Source organism: Streptomyces sp. NPDC060031, from assembly GCF_042736805.1.
Lineage (GTDB): Bacteria > Actinomycetota > Actinomycetes > Streptomycetales > Streptomycetaceae > Streptomyces.
On record NZ_JBHWVM010000048.1, the window covers coordinates 39,691 to 57,241 of the forward strand.

Consider the following 17,551-nt stretch of genomic DNA (forward strand, 5'->3'; position numbering starts at 1 on the left):
GTTGACCTCACGGAGTGGGCTAGGGATATGTTGAGCTCGGAGTCGACGGTCGAGTCATCTTTGAATCCGTCGTCGTGCGCAGCTGTGAGTCGGCCGCCGCGGCTTCTTCCGTCTCCTTCTCCAGAACGTCCCGCGAGGCGCACATCCGCTCGCAGACGTCCCGGTCGACGCGGCCGTGCCAGACCCCGCCGATCTTGACCGCGCTGCCGACGATGGCGCCGTCGGCGTACGCGAAGATGTCACCCAGATTGTCGACCCGCGCACCGGATCCGACGACGAGCGGCAGGTCCGTAGCCGCGCGGATCGTCCGCAGATGCTCCGTTAGGGGCGCGTCGCCGAGCCGGGTGCCGGTGACGATGAGGGCGTCGGCGTCGAACCAGGTGGCGTCCTTCGCCTGCTCGGCCAGCGAGCGGTCCGCCGTGATCGCGTGCGACCCGAGCTTGACATGGACGTCAGCCCAGACGGTGACGTGGTCGGCACCGATCGCCCGCCGGTAGCGCACCATCCGGCCGGCTCGCCCTTCGACGAGGCCCTCGTTGGCCACGTAGGCGTTGACCCACTGGTTGGAGCGCACGAACCGGGCTCCTGCGGCAGCAGCGACGGCCAGCGAGCGGTCGACGGCGTTCGCCAGACAGTTGATCCCCAGCGGAACCCCGACGGTACGCGCCACCTCGGCTGCGACGACCGCCATTGCGGCCGGGGTCTCGGGGCCGATGTCGTCGGGCTTGAGGAAGGGGATGTCCCAGGCGTTCTCGATGACGAGCCCGTCGAACCCAGCGTCGACGAGCACCCGGGCCTCGTCCGTCGCCTGCCGGATCACCGCCGCCATCCCGCGCTCCGGCGTGAACCGCGGCGAACCGGGGAGCGGCAGCAGATGGATCATGCCGACGAGGGCGAACCGCCGCCCGAAGAGCCGCTCCAGATCACCGCCCTCGGGGGTTCCGCCGGCAGAGGGGCGGTCAGTCACGGTCACTCCTCCTGCAGATCTCGTCGAGGCTCTCGCAGAACCCGATCAGCCTGTCACAAGGCCGCACGGTGAAGAAAAGCCTCTTTGAGCCAACCTCTGCCGACCGGCGAGACTTGCCGGGAGATCAGATTGCGCCGGTGGCCGAATTGCGTGTGGTGAGCTGGGACGTGGTCGGCCTCGGGTGCTCCAGCATCGGCTGCACGAGGGGCTAGGCCAACAGGAGTTCCTGTTGGCCTAGCCCCTCGCCTCGATCGTTCATGAGCCCTCGTCGGCTCTGTCCGTACCGGGTCACGGGCCGGGCGGGGCGCGGTGTCCGGGTCACAAGCCGGCGGGGCGCCTGGAGGGTCCCGCCGGCCTGTGGGCCGGTGTTACCGCACCAGTCGGGCTCCGGCCCAGTCGGCGTGGTCGCTGTTGATGCCGTCGCCTGCGTCCGTCACCTTCAGTACCAGTGTGTTCACGCCGGTGATGTCGACGTCGATGGACTGGGTCGGGCTTGTCGGCGTCAGAGGTGTCGGGCTTTCGTGGAGTTTGACGCCGTCGCCCCAGACTTCGTACGTGACCGTCGCGTTGGCGTTGACCTCGTCGTCGATGCCGAGGTCCGACTGGAAGCGTGTGTAGGCGCGGTTCAGGGTGTAGGTGATGGTGCTGTTGGCGTGTGTGCCGATGCCCTTGGTGTAGGCGGTGCCGTTCAGCTTGATCGGGTTCCCGTCGACGCTCTTGTCCTTGCGCACGGTGCCGAAGTCGCTCCTGGCATCGCTCCAGGTGAGATCGCTCAGATGGGCCGTCTGTCCGCTTCCGCTGGTGGCGGTCGTGACGGCGACGGTGCTGCTGGCCCCGGAGACGTTCTCGGCGGCGTCGAACGCCTTCACCGTGAACGTGTACGGCGTCGAGGCCGACAGCCCCGTCGCGGTGAAGCTCGTGCCCGTCGACGTGCCGACGAGCGTGCCGCCGCGGTAGATCTTGTAACCGCTCACGCCGACGTTGTCGGTCGATGCCGTCCACTTGAGGTCCACGCTGTTCGACGTCACATTGCTCGATGCGAGGTTGGTCGGCGCGGTGGGGGAGATGGTGTCGGCCTCCGGCGTCCCGGCCGTGGCGGTCACGGACGCGCCGGCGGCCACCGGTACGGTCACGTACGACACGGTCTTGCCGTACAGCGACTTGGTCTGCGGCGTCTGTGCGGTGCCGTTCACGGTGATCGTGGCGGGGGTCCCGTAGAACTGGGCTTCCCAGTTGACGGTGCCGCCGGAGTTGTTGGTCAGCGTGGAGCCCGTCGTACCGGTGTGCTTGAGCTTCAGGTCGTTGTCACCGACCTTGAGGTGGTCGATCTCCACCCACGGCGTCTCGGACGTCAGCCGTGAGACGGTGGCCACCTTGTCGTTCGGGGCGTCCGGCTGTACTCCCATCATGCCGTCGATGACGCTGCTGACCGCCAGGAACGAGATCTCCGGATAGCTGTTCTTGCCGGTCATGAGCTTCTTGAGCCACGCCCAGCCCTCCGTGGACCGGTTGTACTGGTAGTACATCTCCGGCAGGTAGGAGGACGCCTCGACATTCAGATCGTCATCGTTGGCGGCGATGAAGTCCAGGTAGCTGCCGGTCTTGGTGCCGTGGTCGCCCAGCCCGGTCAGCATCATCAGGAAGCTGGCCTCGTGGCCCCAACTGCTGTAGCCGGTGCCGCTGGCGTCCTTGCCCCGGATGTACCGGTTGGCCGACGCATCCCACCAGTTCGTCTCGAAGTGGTCGCGCACCCGCTTCGCACGATCGGCCCACTTCGCGCTGTTGGCGTTGTCACCCTTGGCCTTCAGGATCTCCGCATAGGCGAGCATCGACTGGTACTGGTAACCGAGGGAATCGGCTGCGGAGACGAGGTTCTCGTTCGGGAACTCGAAGAACGTCGCCGTGTACTCCCCGGGCTGCTTCCTCGAAACCGGCTGCTCGCCGGACGGGTTCGCGTCGTTCCACTTCACCTCGTGGCCGGCCAGGAACGAACCCATCGTCGAGTCGTAGAACGCGGAGAGGGCCGGATCGTTGATCCAGTCCGAGTTGCCGGTCCACTGGTACTGCTTGTACGCCTTGGTCATCAGGTTGAACGGCGACGGCAGTTCCCGGAAGCCGGTGCCGTCGATGTAGTACATGGCACCGGAGGAACTGTGCGCCCACAGCGGCCAGCCGTTCTGACCCGGATCGTCGGCATCGGCGGCGAACGTCTTCATCATGTGGAGCGTCTCGGCGTCCAGGCCGAGCGCGTGCGCGCCGTCCGACTGGTGGGAGATGTCCCGGTTGTAGTAGGACTCCCGATTGGTGTACGCACCCCAGTAGCCGGGTTCCACCGTCGGGTGCGTGGAATTCTTGAGGCGCCACCACTCGGGTTCGTGCCCCATCATCGGGTTGCCCGGGTAGAACGTCATCCCCAAGGCCCGGTCCTTGCCCCAGTTGAAGCCGTCGTTCAGTGTCGCGTTCGGCGAGTTCAGGGTCAGCGTGCTGGTCGGCGCCCCCGCGTGTTCCTGGATCGTGATCTTGTCGACGCGCGGTACCTCGCCGGTGGACGTGGCCGTCAGCTCGACGATGTCACCGGCCTTGAGCGTCACCTTGCTCGACGTGCGGGTGTCGATGCTCATCGGGTCGGTGTAGTCACGGCCGTACCGCTGGGACGTGGCCCAGGAATCCACAAGGGCGGAGTTCACGGAGATCTCGTACTTCACCCCGTTCGCGGTCTTGCCGTTGTAGCGCGTGATGACGTCGTAGGTTCCGGCAGAGCCGTTGAAGGTCGTTCTGGCCGTGCTCGTCTGTCCTGACGCACCCCGCGCATAGGTGACGTTGTCGACTGACGTGCCGTTCCAGGTGTGATTCACGGTGTCTGTCGCGAAGTTGGTCAGCGACATGTTCTCGACTTCGATCACGTAGGGCCCTGCCTTCGCTCCCGACACGGCCACCGCGGGCGTGCTGGGAACGGCGATCGCGGTGCCGACTGTTGCGAGTAGGGCAGTTAGTACACAAGCAGAACGATGCATGTGCAATTGATCCTTTCGAATGGGGGGTTCCTCGCGCGATGACGGAGGGTCTCGAACGCCGATCCGTGCTGTCCCAAGCCGACCGCCGAGGCAGTGCAGGGCGATTGGGGCCGGACGAGGTCGCCTGAGGCGTACTCACGGTCGCGCGAGTGTGGTTGCCGCCGTCGCGTCGCGTCCCGCAGGGCGGGACCGGGAAGATCGGGCCGATGTGCCGGCCGGGCGTCGAAGGGCCCGCAGGGTCCGCGCGGTGGCTATGCGCGCGGCGGGGGAGAGGGAAGGGCGTGCGCCGCACCGGTCGCGACGGCAGGCACGGGCGGCTCCCTTCATCGCACGCCGTGTTGCAAGTTGTTGAACTGTGTTGCCTATTGATGCTTTGAGGAGGAGTGGTGTCAATAGATGTGTTCAGTTCGATCGCGCTGGCTTACTCGCGTGTGGGTCGGGCGTCTCGGTCCAGGTGCGCCGCCTCGGTGCGCCCGGACCGGATGGCGCCGGCCTGGGCGATGCCGCGAATCGGCAGGTCAGCGGCCCGATGTGACCGGATTCCACCTGCTCCGCGTTGGCGGTCGGCGGTGGAGTGGCCACACCTGGAGCAGGCCGCCGCGGCGGGAGCAACTAGCAGCTTGCAACGGGTGACTGACGAAGATTCAGAAAAGTTTCATCGCTGGGTTGCATGCTGCGACAGGCGTGCGTAGGGTCCTGGCCCGTAAGGCTCATCTGTGCACCCCTCGGGAGCCCTCGCTGCTGTTCGCCCGTCGGGGCCGCTGTGATGGAGGGTGGACGGATTCTCGGGGCGGCCGGGCGGCCGGGCGGCATCCTGGCGATCACTTAAATGCTTGACGCGGTGATGGGGGATTGAGGTGACCTGACGGTTGCTCAGTGGGGGAGGCGTCGGCCGCTTCCGCGGGCTCGGAGACGGCGAAGGCCGACCATGGCTCCGAAGCGGTTGACCGCCTCCCCGCTGCCCACGGCGTAGCCTGCAGGCAGCGGCACGGCTTGCACGGAAGCGCCCAACCAGTAGGCGGGCCGGTTCCGGGGGCGGCCGACCGTGTCGGTCGAGGCCGCGGGTGCGGGCAGGGCCACGGCCACCGTGGCGAGCGCGATGCCCGCCGTCCGCCCGCACCGCGTAGATCTCGGGGTTGCGGCCGGGGGCTGGAGGACCGTGGGCAGGGCGGCGGCGGTTCCGGCCGGCCAGAGCAGGCCGGGGCTGAGGGAGTAGTCGCGGTCGGGGTCGTCCGGCTCGGCGAAGACGCCGTAGGCGGACCCGATGATCTGCCCGGCGCCGTTGATGCCGGTCACTTCCTCGATCCGGTAGCCGGCCGGGACGGGGAGCTCCCGGCGGACGGTGGCGCCCACCCACTCGAATCCGAGGGTCCGGTACGGCTCCTCGTCGTGGCGGTAGCCGACGATGTGGCCCGCGTCGTTGACTCCGGTGGCGGTCTGGCCGCCGGGCAGGAGCGTCACCCGGCGCGCGCCGGGCCGGTAGCTGAAGGCCTGCGCGGGGACGCCCTCGTCCTCGGCGCGGAGGGTCCCGACGATGAGGCCGAAGCGGTTGACGGCCTCCACCGAGCCCCGTACGTCGTACGTACCCGTCGGGGAGCGGGACCGCGTGTACTGCGGTGCCGGTCCAGTGGGCGGGCTTGTCGTTCGAGCGGCCCACGGAGAGGCCGTGCGCCCCGATGTCGTCCCACTCCGCCGGGCTCCGTGACAGCACCATCAACGGGCCGGCAGCCTGGAAATCCGGCTGCCGACCACAGGCCCTGATGGCAGAGTCTGCCCATGGTCTTCCTACGTTGTGAAGCGGTCCGACGGGTCGATGACGAACCCCAGCCCGGCCTGATCGAGGTCCGCTTCACATACGCCCACCACCAGCAGTGGGTCTTCATCGACAAGTGGCCCGTCTTCGCCGAAAGCGACGACTTGTCCCCCGGCTCCCGCTACCCCGTCGAGGTCAGCATCCTCTGCGACATCCTGACGACCGGCACCACCACGGATACTTCGGACACGGTCAAGATCTCCGTCACTCCTTGGGGACTCGAATCGCTCGAAGGACACGTTGAGTTCGAGGTGCGGGCTGATCAATTGACCACCAGCTGAGGTTCACGATCACCAGGCCCCGCCGACCTGACGGTCGACGGGGCCCACGCATGCTCTCGGGCTCCCCGTCTTCCCCACACCGGTCACGCTGCAACGAAGTGAGGCGAAGAGCGATAGCGGGTGTTTTCAAGATTCCCCATCATGGTGTTGCGGCTGGACCGGGAGGGGCGGTGCCGGGTGCCCGTCGGAGAAGCCGTCGGGGACGTCGGGCGGCTCGCCCGAGTCCCCTTCGGCCTCCCCCCGTGGTCGGGAAGGGCAACGTCACCGTTGGTTTCCGCGTCGGCGTCCGCGTCCTCGCCGGCGCCACCGTCCTCGTGGTCGGCGTCAAGCGGCTACTGCTGCGGGGTTGAACGTGGACCGGCGGGTCAGCAGGGGCTCACGTACCAGACCCAGCGCCAGTCGGCCGCGGCGTCGTAGCTGAGACCGCCGGGCGAGGACCATTGGGGAACCGTGTTCCGGTCGTAGAACGTCGCGTACAGGGTCGAGCGCTGGTTGTTGATCCACGAGCCGGTCGTGTTCCACGTGATGCGGAACAGATGGTTGCAGGTGAACATGTCGAACCGGTCACCCGTGAAGTCCTCGTACTTGTAGGCGCACACGTACGAGTAGCGGCAGCCTTCCACTGTGTCGCCCGGGACCGCCGCTGCGTCGAGGTCGCGAGCCTTCTGCTCGCCGGGCAGCGCGAGCAGCAGCTCGCCGCCGGGCAGGGCGATCTTGTTGGCGCCGATCTGGGTGCCCTTGGTGCTCGCCAGGTAGCCGTCGACCCGTTTCTGCAGGCTCCTGGCCTGGGTGGCGTTCAGGCCGGCGCTCGCGGCCTGCACCGCGAAGTCCGCGCGCGCCCCGTCGGCGGCTCCGGCGGCGCCCGGTGCGGCCATGAGCGCCAGGAGGGCCATGACGAGGGCGGTGAGGAGCTTGCCCAGCCCGTCGGACCGTAAGATTCCGTGCTTCGTCACTGCGTTGCCTCTCTGCTTCACACTTCGGCACGGTGCCGGCCACCACTGTGTGGGGGAGGCGTCGGCCGGCGTCGATGGCGCGGCGCGCAGATTCGTTGCGCACCGAGCGCAGACAGGCCGCGGATGACGGGGAGTTGGCCGGTACCCCGCTATCCCGACGGCCCGCCGACCGCCAACTATGGGCGTGTACACATCACCGTGGGGCGGGGGCTTCGTGACGGGTACAGAGCCACGTACACAGACGGTCAGCGTCCGCGCGCGGGACGGTTTCGAGTCGTGGGCGGGCATGGTCGGCGACCTCGTGATGCCGGTCTCCATCACCAGCCCGCACGTCGAGCGCTTCCGCGGCACGGCGACGGCGCTTGACCTCAACCCTATCGACCTGTCCGGGTTCGCCTTCTCGCCGATGTCTGCCCGGCGCGGCGCGGGGAACATCCGGCGCGCGGACCCGGAGAACTACTTCCTCTTCCTCGTCCACGGCAGCCCGGTCGGCCTGGAGCAGAACCGAAGCAACACCCTGCTCCGCGCCGGTGACATGGCGCTCTTCGACTCCTCGCACCCGTTGAGCTGCGAGTTCCTCGACGAGGGCCGGCTCTCCCGCGTCTCCATGCTGCGGGTGCCCCGGAGCGCCCTGCCACTGCCCCAGGACCACGCCAACCGGCTCCTCGGCACCCGGCTCGCTACTGGCACCGTCTCGGGCGCCCTGCTCGCCTCGTACCTGACCGGGCTGCGCACCCACGCCGAGCGCTCCGCCCCCGCCGAGCTGTCCCGCCTCGGCTCCGTCGGCCTCGATCTGTGCGCCGCGTATCTCGCTATGCAGTCGGGCGGCCCCGGCGCGCTGCCCGCCGAGACCCGCCGTCAGGTCCTGCTGGCCCGGATCCGGGCCTTCGTCGACCACAACCTGCCCGACCTGCGGCTCGGCCCGGACACCATCGCCGCCCACCACCACATCTCCGTAAGGCTGCTCCACTCGCTGTTCCGCGAGGAGCCGGAGACCGTCGCCGCTACGATCCGCAGGCTCCGCCTCGAACGCAGCCGGGCCGACCTGGCCGACCCGCGGCTCGGCCACTCCAGGATCGGCGAGATCGCGGCGCGCTGGGGCTTCCGCCACCCGGCGGACTTCAGCCGGGCCTTCCGCCGCGCGTACGGCATGCCGCCCAGCGACTACCGCCGCCTGGCGCTGCTGCGCGGTGCCGGACAGACCGAGGGCCCGGCATCGACGCTCGCCGATGCCGGGTGTGAATGGGCGCGGTGATGGCACTGGATGGGCGTCAGCCGGGACGGGACGGATGTCCCTGCTCGCGTGGCGCAGCAGTGGTGATCTTGACTGTCACCGGGTGACCAAGCTGCTGCCGTCAGGCGCCAATCGCCAAGATGGCTGGCTGTCATGGGCGTGCCTGTTCACGGATAGGCGCCACGGATTTTTCATAGGTCGGCGGCAATGCAGTGCAAGCGGTACGCCAAGCACCGCACGGTCGGCAGCCCGGACCTTCAGAAGTTGTCCTTGCATGGCAGTCGGCCAGGTGTCGCAGAGCTGTTGCCCGATGTTGAGACGTTGCCGGGGCCCTGGTGCGCGGGTGGCGGCCGGGCAGGCTACTTTGCTTGGATGACTCTCCTTGATGATGTGGCCAAGCGCGACGGCTGGCGGTGCTGGGTGTGTGACGAACCGGTCGACCCCGACGAGTCGGTGAACGACCCGCGGGGGCCCAGTGTCGACAGCCGGACCGCCGACCGGAAGGCCAAGGTCGCCGAGCGGCTCGCGCACCGCGGGTGCAATAGCCGCAAGGGTGCGGTCAAGGTGGTCATCGCCTGGCCGGAGCGCCTGTACGTAGTCGAACCCGCGCCGCTGATCGCCGTTGCCGACAGGCTGGAGCGCAAAGGGGGCCGTGAGATGGTGGGCCGTTGTCCGACCAGGAAGGACGCCCAAGAGGCGGCGGATTGGCTGGTGGACCGGTTCTCCCGACTGGTACCGGGGCTGCCGGTGACCGCCGGCATCGAGGCGGGCGGCGGCCAGTTCCTCGTCATCCTGGCCACCGGCCGCCGCTGATCGGGGATCACCCGCGCACACTCGCGTCGAGATGGTGGTCATCGACTATCCAACGCTGCAAAGCCTGGCTAGCTAGGGCTCTTGCGCCTGCGTAGACACAGCTGACGGGAGCCCCGTTCCGGGTCCCCTTCGAGGTCCCGTTTCGGGTTCCGTTCCATTCTCGCCGAGGAACACCAAACAGGCAGGTCACAGGCCCCAAGAGGGGCCGCGGGTGCGCCGACTGCTTCCTGTGGAGGGGTCCTGGAGAAGCCCGTACCCGTACCGACGTCCGATGCGGTCACCTCGCGCTGCTGTCCGTGTTCTTCCGCCACGGCTCCGGTGGTTGTGCCGAGACACGGTAGACGTCATCGAACGACCTCCACGGCCTGGTACTCGACGGCGCGCGGGACACGGTGGTTGTCACCAGCAGGACGCGGTTCTTGTCACCGCGGGCTGTGCGGACGGCGGATCTGTCGCCGGGCCGATGACGGCGACCTGTACCGATGGCCCGGCTGTACGTACGCCGCCGCTCGCCGGTGACAGAAACCGTGTCCATGTGACATCCACCGTGTCCCGGCACAGTGGTGCGGCCCACGGGGCGAGCGGCGCAGGAGAGGGTTGCACCGAGAGGCGGTTGAACCGTTGGCTGGGCGGTTGCTTTCAGCGGGGGATCGCAGGTGTGACCGGAGGTGTGAGCCCCCGAAACCGGCGACCGCCCGTTGATGCAGGTCAGCCTGGTGGGCAAGCCTGTCTCGGGGCGTCCGGGCGGCGGCGCTGGGCAGGCCATTGAGGAAGGCGGTCGCCTCGTAGCCTTTGGGGGTCAACGAGTCACAGCGGAACTGTTCGGACGCCGCGGAAGCGGAAGCAGTGGCGGCAGCGAGGAGCGGGAGACGACGCAGCACTTCGCAGGGGAGGAGCAGCCAGGGTCACTAGGCGTTGCTCCACCCGGCTGTTCTGGAAAACGAGTCAAGCAGGTCCACCACGAAAATTAGGGTCGAGCCCGCCGGGATCAACGGCGAGGGCGACTGATTGCCGTAGCCGAGACGCGGGGGAACGATGATCTCGCGCCGACCGCCGACCTTCATCCCCCTCACCCCCCGGTCCCAGCCCTTGATGACCTTGCCACTGCCCAGGGCGAACTTGAACGGCTGGCCCCGGTCCCAGGAGGCATCGAACTCCTTCCCGGACTCGAAGGTCACCCCGACATAGTGGACCCTGACCACCATGCCCGGCTTCACCTCAGCCCCGTCCCCGACGACCAGGTCCCGGATGGTCAGCTCGGTAGGAGCGTCACCCGCCGGAACGTCGACCTCGGGCCTCGTCAGTTCACTCATTGCCGCCTCATCACTCTCCGTCGGAAGCCCTCGCACGGACCAGCCGGACACATGGACACTCCATGCAGCAGAGGTCACGCTACCGAGAATGCCGATCCCCGGAGCACACCCCGGCCACACGTGATGATCTTTCGCATAGCCGATGATGCGACCCCGCATGCACAGGTCACGCAGCAATCGCCCGAACGAGACGAGGCACAGACGGCAGCCGGCACACTGCGAGGTATCTCGACCGAACGTCGGACTTCGCAGGCACAACTCTCTCCGGCTCCCTGGCAGGCCTGGACGTGCGGCCGCCTCTCCTCCTCAGCATCGCCGGGAATGCGGCATCCTTCCGAGTGGGTGGAAGTCGCTTTGGGCGGTACCGGCGTCCCGGGTCCCGCCATGCGGGAGGAAGCCCCGTCACTGGCCCTCGAACCGCGCAGGTGCGCGGCCTTGGCGCGGAAGGCACGACCGTCACCCTGCACGACCACGGACTGCGCCGGGGCTGCATGACCTACGCCGTTCCCGACGGGGCTGGCCCCCTGCTGTGGACGGCCGCTCTGCTCTGGCGGGATCGGGGCCGGCACCAGCGGACCGCTGTTCAGCGATCCGCTGGGAGGCGAGGGGTTGCCGTCCTTGACGGCCTTCGCCGAGGACTGCAGGCTGCGCCCGCCCCAGCCGCCGCGCCCCAAGCTGCCTGGAGTCGGCGGGGACGGTGCCGCTACCACCGGACTACGGACTACGCGAGCTTCGCCACCTGCGCTGAGAGCCAGCGAATCTGCAGTAGAGCGGCCACAACAGACGTCTACGCCGCCGGAGTCCCCGTAGCGCCCGGGCCCTCTGCTCCGTACCAGGGTCGAAGTTGTAGGTAGCTCTCCCTCATGGCTGGCCCGAGATGCGCTTCGATGCCGTACCCGGGTTCTCCCTCGTACGGGAGGTCGTAGAGGAACGAGGTCACGATGACCTCGATCGCCCCGGGCACGCGACGCTGTGTCTCCTCTTCCAGGAACGCAAGGACCCGGCGCCAGTTGGGACCATCCGGGTCGCCCTCCGCCAGGTACGAGCGAACGGTGTCCTGTACGACGTCCCAGAAGAACACGTGCGAGAGCACCCCGCTCTCGTTGAAGACGTGGCACTCGTAGGCGTCCTCGAACCCGGGTACCTGAGCGACCAGGTCCTCCACGAGCCGTACGCCGGCAGCAGCCTTCTCGGCAGTCCCGTCTGCCTTGTGCTCTTCTCGCTCTTCGTTGTCGTCGGCCGTCAGGTGCCGGGACGCCGTCTCATCGCGTCAGCACCACCCACGGCCTCGTCCGCTTGACTGCGCATACCTGGTTTCTCGTTCGGTGTGAGTGTGCGGTGTGGTGGCACCGGTTGTGCGTCAGCGGGTGGTTGTCAGCGGGTGGTTGTGCTGGGGATCGGCTGGGTGAGGCTCCCGATGTCGTCGACCAGCTCGGGTGTGAGGGCCGGGGAGAGCGGTCAGTCGAATTTTTGGGGATTCGGCCAGAGTTTCGTTGCTGTGCCAGTGGGATCGAGCATCGTGACAAGGCCGGCGTGAAGCTCCTTCGAATCGGCTTCGGCGATGAAGAGCGCGAGGTGGTTGACCACGATGGTGGTCACGTGCCCCAGACTGTGAGGTTCGCCGGCGGGTGTTGGCGGTCAGATGTGGGTTCGGTGGTCTGCGGGGGCCGCGCAGGGTTCGCCGTTCACACGTGCTCTGACCATGGCAGTCTTCGCTGCCCAAGTGGGGGCGGGATCACCGCCAGGTGCGTCCGCCCCGGCCCGGTGGCGGGTCAGATCCAGCCGCGGCGGGCCGCGACGACGCCGGCCTGGAAGCGGTTCACCGCGCCCAGGAGTTCGTGGAGGCGGCTCATGCGCCGGCGCATGGTGCGGACCGACCAGCCGAGCTGGCGGGCTATGGCCTCGTCCTTGAGGCCGCTGACCAGCAGGGTGAGCACCAGGCGATCCTCCTCACCGAGCGGGTCCTCGGCGGGGACGTCGAGCGGCAGGGCCTGTTTCCAGCACAGCTCCCAGTAGTCGGTGAGGGCGTCCAGCAGGGTGGAGGGGCGGATGACCGCAGCGCGCACGCCGTCGAGGTCCAGGGAGAGCGGCATCAGCGCCAGCCGGCGGTCCGCGATGGCCAGTTTGATCCGCAAGCCCGGCATCACCCGGGCCTCCTCGCCGCGGCGCACGAGTCCGCGGATGTCCTCGAGCACCCCCGGCCACTCCAGCGCCTCGGGGGCGTAGACCGCGCGGTAGCGCACGCCGCGCCCCAGCGCCGTGCTCTCCACCGGGTTGGAGGTGGTCAGTGCGTACGGCGGCCGGTCCAGCGTCATGACGTCCTCGCGCGCCTCCTGCTGGAGGCGGACAAACCAGCGGCCGAGCGCCTCGCGGCCGGTGGCGATCTCCACCTCATCCTCCCCGGCGGTGCCGTCCTGGGCCGCCGCGAAGAGGCGGGACAGCTCGCCCGCCACCGAACGGACCCGGTCCAACTCCGCGGCCCGGGCCCGTACCAGGGACTCGACCGCTGCTCCCGGCTCGATCGCCGCGTACCGGCGGCGGACGCCCGCGAGCCGCCCGACCAAGCCGTGGTCGTGCAGCCGGTCCAGTGCCCTGGCGGCACGGAGAGGGGAGCAGCCGAGGTCGGCGGCGAGCTCGGTCGGGAACGCCGTACGCCGGGTCAACACGGCCCGGTAGACGCTCTCGTCGAACGGATCGATGCCTGCGGCGGTGAGCTCGTTCGTCATATGCAGATACTGGCCCACTTGTGCCAGCGGCAGCAATGGGCCGCCAGGATCTGTTGTACGGAGAGTGACTTCGGCGCTAGGACTTCTCTCCATGGCCAAGAACCCACGAAGAACCCGACGCCTGGTGGCCGTCACGGTCACCACCGTCGCGCTTGCCGGGACGCTCACCGCGATACCCGGCACCGCGACCGCGAAGTCACCCGACCCGGACCAGCGGGTCATCGTCGAACTGTCCGGGAACGCCGCCGTCGCAGCCGCCCCCGGCGGCGCGCTCACATCCCTGGCCGCCGGCACCGCTTCCGCCGTCGGCGACGCCCGGCGGACCCTGGCGGCACGGCAGGACGCCTTCGTCGGGACGGTGCGGAACGCCGGACTGCACCCCGCCTCACCCCGCAAACTCGGCCTGCTCGTCAACGCCGTGGCGATGACGGTGCCCGCCTCCGAGACGGCGCGGCTGGCCGCGCTGCCGGGCGTCACCGCCGTCCGGCCTGACACCCGGATACAGCTGCGCACGGACACCAGCGTGCCGCTGACCGGCGCGCCCGAGGTCTGGAAGCGCGAGGACCCGGCCGGGGTGAAGGCCACCGGCAAGGGCACCGTCGTGGCGGTCCTGGACAGCGGCGTGGACTACGGCCACCCCGACCTGGGCGGCGGCTTCGGCAAGGGCCACAAGGTCGTCGGCGGCTTCGACTTCGCCAATGGCGACGACGACCCGATGGACGACAACGGTCACGGCACCCACGTCGCGGGCATCATCGCGGGCAAGGCGGCCAAGAAGGGAGGCGTCACCGGCATGGCGCCCGACGCGAGCCTGCTGGCCTACAAGGTCACCGGCGCCGACGGCAGCGGCTACACCTCCGACATCATCGCCGGCATCGAGGCGGCGGCCGACCCGGCCAACCCCCACCCGGCCGACGTCATCAACATGAGCCTCGGCGGCCCCGGTGACGGCACCGACCCGCTGGGCCGCGCGGCGACCGCCGCCGTGCGGGCCGGAGTGGTCGTCGTCGCGGCGGCGGGCAACGACGGGCCCGGCAGCGGCACCGTCAACACTCCGGCGTCGGCCGACGGCGTCATCGCGGTCGGCGCCTCCACCAGCGGGATGCGGATGCCCAGCGCGTACCTGGCGGGCAAGGAGCCCGAACTGATCCAGACGTACCGGGGCATCCTGTCCGCGAACCCGCCCCGGGAGCCGGTCACCGCGCCGCTCGTGGACGTCGGCGCGGGCACCGCCGAGGACTGGAAGCGGGTCGGTGACGTACGGGGCAAGATCCTGCGGGCCGACATTCTCGTCCCGCCCAGTACGGAGGTCCTGAGCGGGAGCGACATCGACTGGGCACGCGAGGCCGAGAAGCGCGGCGCGCTCGCCGTGCTCGGCGGCCTCCCGTCCCACGACGGACCCGTGCTCGCCGCCACCCCGGGAACGGTCGAGGCCCCGGCGACCCCCGCCCGCCCCGACCTCACCCGGACCGCCGCCTCCGGCGACTCGTTGCGCATGGACCGCCTGGTCGTCATGGGCATCGACACGACCCAGTACGCCCAGCTGAGCCGTCAACTGGCCGCCGGCAAGGTGTCCGTCACCCTGCGCGGCACCGACTCCACCGACGAGATCGCCTCGTTCTCGTCGCGCGGACCCGGCACCGGCTTCGGCCTCAAGCCCGACCTGGTCGCACCCGGCGTGGAGATCCGCTCCACGATCCCCACCTCGATGTACGAACCCGGCGTCTACCGCATGTCGGGCACCTCGATGGCGAGCCCGCACGTCGCCGGAGCCGCCGCCCTGCTGCGCCAACTGCGCCCGGACCAGGACCCCGACGGGATCAGGTCCGCACTGGTCGGCACCGCGAAGCAGCTCGCCGGCACCGGCCCCACCGTCCAGGGCAACGGACGGCTCGACGTGGCCGCCGCGGCCTCGGCCACCCTCAGCGCCTCCCCGACGGCCGTGTCGTTCGGCCTCGCCGACCTGGCGGACAAGACCGTCGGCGCCACCGCGAAGGTACGCCTGGCCAACCCCGGCAAGGAACCGCTGACCGTCGCCCTCAGCAGTACCGGGCCCACCACCGTGTCCCCTGCGCGGGCCACCGTCCCCGCCGGGGGATCCACGACCGTCACCGTCACCCTGCGCGCCGACCGCCCGGCCACCGACACGGAGATCAGCGGCCGGATCACGGCCACCCCTGAGCGCGGCCCGGCCCTGCGGGTGCCGTACCTGCTCGTCGCCCGGCACCTGGTCGTCCAGGCGTCCCCCGACCCGAGCGACGGCCGCTCCACCGTGCACGTCGCCGCCCCGGCCGCTCTGAACGCGCCGCCGGAGATCACGGTCACCCCGCCGCACGGCAAGGCCTTCACGCTGCCCACCACCATGAACGGCGCCGGCTACTACCAGGCCGACGTGACCGGGAAGGCGGCCGGCGCCTACCAGCTGGCCGTGCGGGCCACGACCACCGACGGCCGGCGGATCACCGGAACCGGCGCCTTCGAGGTCACCCCCGCCGACAGCCGCGGCGACCGCTGGGAGCCCATCGGCCCGAACAGCGAGGCCGGCCACGTCGCGCTCTCACCCGCCCGGCCGAAGCAGGCCGTCGTGACCCAGTTCCGGAAGGCCGCCCCCTGGCTGACGACCGACGGCGGCGCCAACTGGCGCCAGGTGGGCAGGTTGCCGATCGCCGACGGCAACGGCACCGGAGCGGTCGTGGTCGACGCCCGCCGCCCCGATCGCTGGTGGTACGCCGTGAACACGGCCGCCGACCCCACCCGCCGGGGCACGATCCTGCGCACCGACGACAACGGCCGCACCTGGCGCAAGCTCGACGTGCCCGACGCGCACATCGACGAGTTCGTCGCGGACGAGCAGACCCGTACCCTCGCCGCGCTGGTCGACGGCACGCTGCTGGTCAGCACGGACGCGGGCGACAGCTGGGCGACGTACCCCACCGGCGTGACCGGTGCCGTCCGCGACGCCACCCTCGTCGGCGACACCCTGTACCTGTCGACCTTCGACAGCGTCTGGCGGATCGACGGCGTCGGCAAGGGCGACCCCGGTACGGCGCACCTCGTCCTCGACGAGCCGGTGAACACCATCCGCGGCCTGGCGGCCGACTCCACCGTGGTGGCGGCCTACGTTCCCGGTACGGGCGTCCGCGGCTCCTACGACAAGGGGCGCACCTGGTCCACCCTGCTGCCCCTGGCGGAGGGCGGCAACGGGCTGTCCGCCTCAGGCGGCGACCTGTACCTGCGCGCTCTGTTCGGCGCCGGGCAGGTGAGCCGCGACCACGGCAAGACCTGGAAGCCCGTGCCCGCCCCCTCGAAGGCCGCCATCGCGATGGACTACGACCGCTGGGCCGACGGCTCGGTGACCGTGTCCAGCGAACAGGACGGCCTGTACCGCGGCTCGGCCGACGGCACCGGTTACCGGCGGATCGGCGTCCAGGGCCTGACCACCTTCGCCCTCGCGGCCAGCGGCGACCAGCTGCTCGCCGGAACGGTGAGCGGCACCTACCGCACCGCGATCCCCGTCGCCGGCCCCGAGTGGGGCCAGTCCGGGGCAGAGGGCAGGACCGGTCGTCTCACCTCGCACATCGCCGTCTCGCCCAAGGACACCAAGGTGGTGTGGCAGGTCCGGCGCACCGCGACCGGCCTCTTCGAGGTCTCCCGCAGCGGTGACGCCGGCCGGACCTGGCAGGTGAAGGGCACGTCGTCGGAGATACCGACCTCGATCCTGGTCCACCCGGCCGACCCGGACCGGGTGGCGATCAGCTTCAGGAGCATCTTGGGCGATGGGCTGTTCGCGACTTCCGACGGCGGCAGGACATGGAAGAACCTCTTCCATGAGAGGTCCTTCGATGCCATGGCCGGTGACCCGCGCGATCCGCGGCGCCTCTGGCTGGGCAACGCCTCGGGCCTCTACCGCTCGGACGACGGCGGCGTCACCAAGACCAAGGTCGCCGAGGGCCCCGTCTCCGCGATCGTGATGGACGGCCGACGCCTGGTCGTCGGCGGTTCGTCCGTCCGGGTCAGCACCGATGACGGCAAGACCTTCCGCACCGCCGACACCGGCCCGCTCGCGGTCCACGTCTCGGACCTGCTGCGGGTCGGCGGAGCGCTCTACGCGGCCACCGCCGGCTCGACCGCGTCCGGACTCGTCCAGGGCGGCCGGGGCGTACTGCGCAGCACCGACAACGGCCTCACGTGGGAGAACATCTCGAGCGGTCTGCAGAACACCGACACCACCAAGCTGACCGCGGCCCCTGACGGCCGCACGCTCTACGTCGGCGCGGTCGACGGCGGGGTATACCGCCTGAAGCTGCGCCGCTGACTCACCCCGCGCATGACGGGTGTGACCGTATGACCGGCACGTCCGTATGACGGGCGCGCCCGTACGACCGGCGCGAGCAGGTGACCGGAACGAGCGCCGACCGGGCCCGGAAGTCCCGGGCC

At 69.8% G+C, this 17,551-nt stretch carries 12 protein-coding genes; 4 read left to right on the plus strand and 8 right to left on the minus strand.

Going from position 1 to position 17,551, the window contains the following annotated elements:
- Window positions 1-19: 19 nt before the first annotated feature.
- The 3 genes from ACFWB8_RS21705 to ACFWB8_RS21715 all read right to left on the minus strand — a co-directional run bounded on the left by ACFWB8_RS21705 (window position 20) and on the right by ACFWB8_RS21715 (window position 5,544).
- A complete protein-coding gene (locus ACFWB8_RS21705; RefSeq protein WP_385229333.1) occupies window positions 20-967 on the minus strand; it encodes a BtpA/SgcQ family protein in 948 nt (315 codons plus the stop codon).
- Window positions 968-1,335: 368 nt separating this feature from the next.
- Window positions 1,336-3,981 carry an NPCBM/NEW2 domain-containing protein gene (locus ACFWB8_RS21710; RefSeq protein WP_385229336.1) on the minus strand — a complete coding sequence of 882 codons (2,646 nt, stop codon included), beginning with the start codon at window positions 3,979-3,981 and terminating at the stop codon, window positions 1,336-1,338.
- An 873-nt stretch (window positions 3,982-4,854) separates the two neighbouring features.
- Window positions 4,855-5,544, minus strand: coding sequence for a hypothetical protein (locus tag ACFWB8_RS21715; protein WP_385229339.1), 690 nt, complete (start codon window positions 5,542-5,544; stop codon window positions 4,855-4,857).
- 213 nt (window positions 5,545-5,757) lie between these two features.
- Between ACFWB8_RS21715 and ACFWB8_RS21720 the strand changes: the two genes are divergently transcribed.
- Complete coding sequence (locus tag ACFWB8_RS21720; protein ID WP_385229342.1) at window positions 5,758-6,075, plus strand: hypothetical protein; 318 nt, start codon at window positions 5,758-5,760, stop codon at window positions 6,073-6,075.
- A gap of 365 nt (window positions 6,076-6,440) precedes the next feature.
- On the opposite strand, the gene ACFWB8_RS21725 is transcribed toward ACFWB8_RS21720, so the two are convergent.
- Window positions 6,441-7,028 (minus strand): hypothetical protein, encoded by a 588-nt coding sequence (locus ACFWB8_RS21725; protein WP_385229345.1) that lies wholly within the window; start codon window positions 7,026-7,028, stop codon window positions 6,441-6,443.
- Window positions 7,029-7,242: 214 nt separating this feature from the next.
- Between ACFWB8_RS21725 and ACFWB8_RS21730 the strand changes: the two genes are divergently transcribed.
- A complete protein-coding gene (locus ACFWB8_RS21730) occupies window positions 7,243-8,283 on the plus strand; it encodes a helix-turn-helix domain-containing protein (RefSeq protein ID WP_385229348.1) in 1,041 nt (346 codons plus the stop codon).
- Window positions 8,284-8,634: 351 nt separating this feature from the next.
- On the plus strand, window positions 8,635-9,075 hold the full coding sequence (locus ACFWB8_RS21735) for a hypothetical protein (protein ID WP_385229351.1): 441 nt from the start codon (window positions 8,635-8,637) through the stop codon (window positions 9,073-9,075).
- 908 nt (window positions 9,076-9,983) lie between these two features.
- Here the strand turns inward: ACFWB8_RS21735 and ACFWB8_RS21740 are convergent.
- The 4 genes from ACFWB8_RS21740 to ACFWB8_RS21755 all read right to left on the minus strand — a co-directional run bounded on the left by ACFWB8_RS21740 (window position 9,984) and on the right by ACFWB8_RS21755 (window position 13,114).
- Complete coding sequence (locus ACFWB8_RS21740) at window positions 9,984-10,388, minus strand: FKBP-type peptidyl-prolyl cis-trans isomerase (protein WP_385229354.1); 405 nt, start codon at window positions 10,386-10,388, stop codon at window positions 9,984-9,986.
- A gap of 787 nt (window positions 10,389-11,175) precedes the next feature.
- Window positions 11,176-11,553, minus strand: coding sequence for a hypothetical protein (locus ACFWB8_RS21745; protein ID WP_385229357.1), 378 nt, complete (start codon window positions 11,551-11,553; stop codon window positions 11,176-11,178).
- Window positions 11,554-11,846: 293 nt separating this feature from the next.
- The gene (locus ACFWB8_RS21750) at window positions 11,847-11,987 is read right to left on the minus strand and encodes a hypothetical protein (RefSeq protein ID WP_385229359.1); all 141 of its coding nucleotides are present in this window, start codon (window positions 11,985-11,987) and stop codon (window positions 11,847-11,849) included.
- 173 nt (window positions 11,988-12,160) lie between these two features.
- Entirely contained in the window at window positions 12,161-13,114 is a 954-nt protein-coding gene (locus tag ACFWB8_RS21755) for a hypothetical protein (RefSeq protein WP_385229362.1), read from the minus strand.
- A 91-nt stretch (window positions 13,115-13,205) separates the two neighbouring features.
- Here ACFWB8_RS21755 and ACFWB8_RS21760 point away from each other — a divergent pair, with 91 nt between their 5' ends.
- Complete coding sequence (locus ACFWB8_RS21760; RefSeq protein WP_385229365.1) at window positions 13,206-17,429, plus strand: S8 family serine peptidase; 4,224 nt, start codon at window positions 13,206-13,208, stop codon at window positions 17,427-17,429.
- Window positions 17,430-17,551 lie beyond the last annotated feature (122 nt).

Coding starts and splice junctions, on each gene's coding strand:
- ACFWB8_RS21710 (WP_385229336.1), bottom strand. CDS start 3,981: ATGCATCGTTCTGCTTGTGTACTAACTGCCCTACTCGCAACAGTCGGC.
- ACFWB8_RS21720 (WP_385229342.1), top strand. CDS start 5,758: ATGGTCTTCCTACGTTGTGAAGCGGTCCGACGGGTCGATGACGAACCC.
- ACFWB8_RS21735 (WP_385229351.1), top strand. CDS start 8,635: ATGACTCTCCTTGATGATGTGGCCAAGCGCGACGGCTGGCGGTGCTGG.
- ACFWB8_RS21740 (WP_385229354.1), bottom strand. CDS start 10,388: ATGAGTGAACTGACGAGGCCCGAGGTCGACGTTCCGGCGGGTGACGCT.
- ACFWB8_RS21755 (WP_385229362.1), bottom strand. CDS start 13,114: ATGACGAACGAGCTCACCGCCGCAGGCATCGATCCGTTCGACGAGAGC.
- ACFWB8_RS21760 (WP_385229365.1), top strand. CDS start 13,206: ATGGCCAAGAACCCACGAAGAACCCGACGCCTGGTGGCCGTCACGGTC.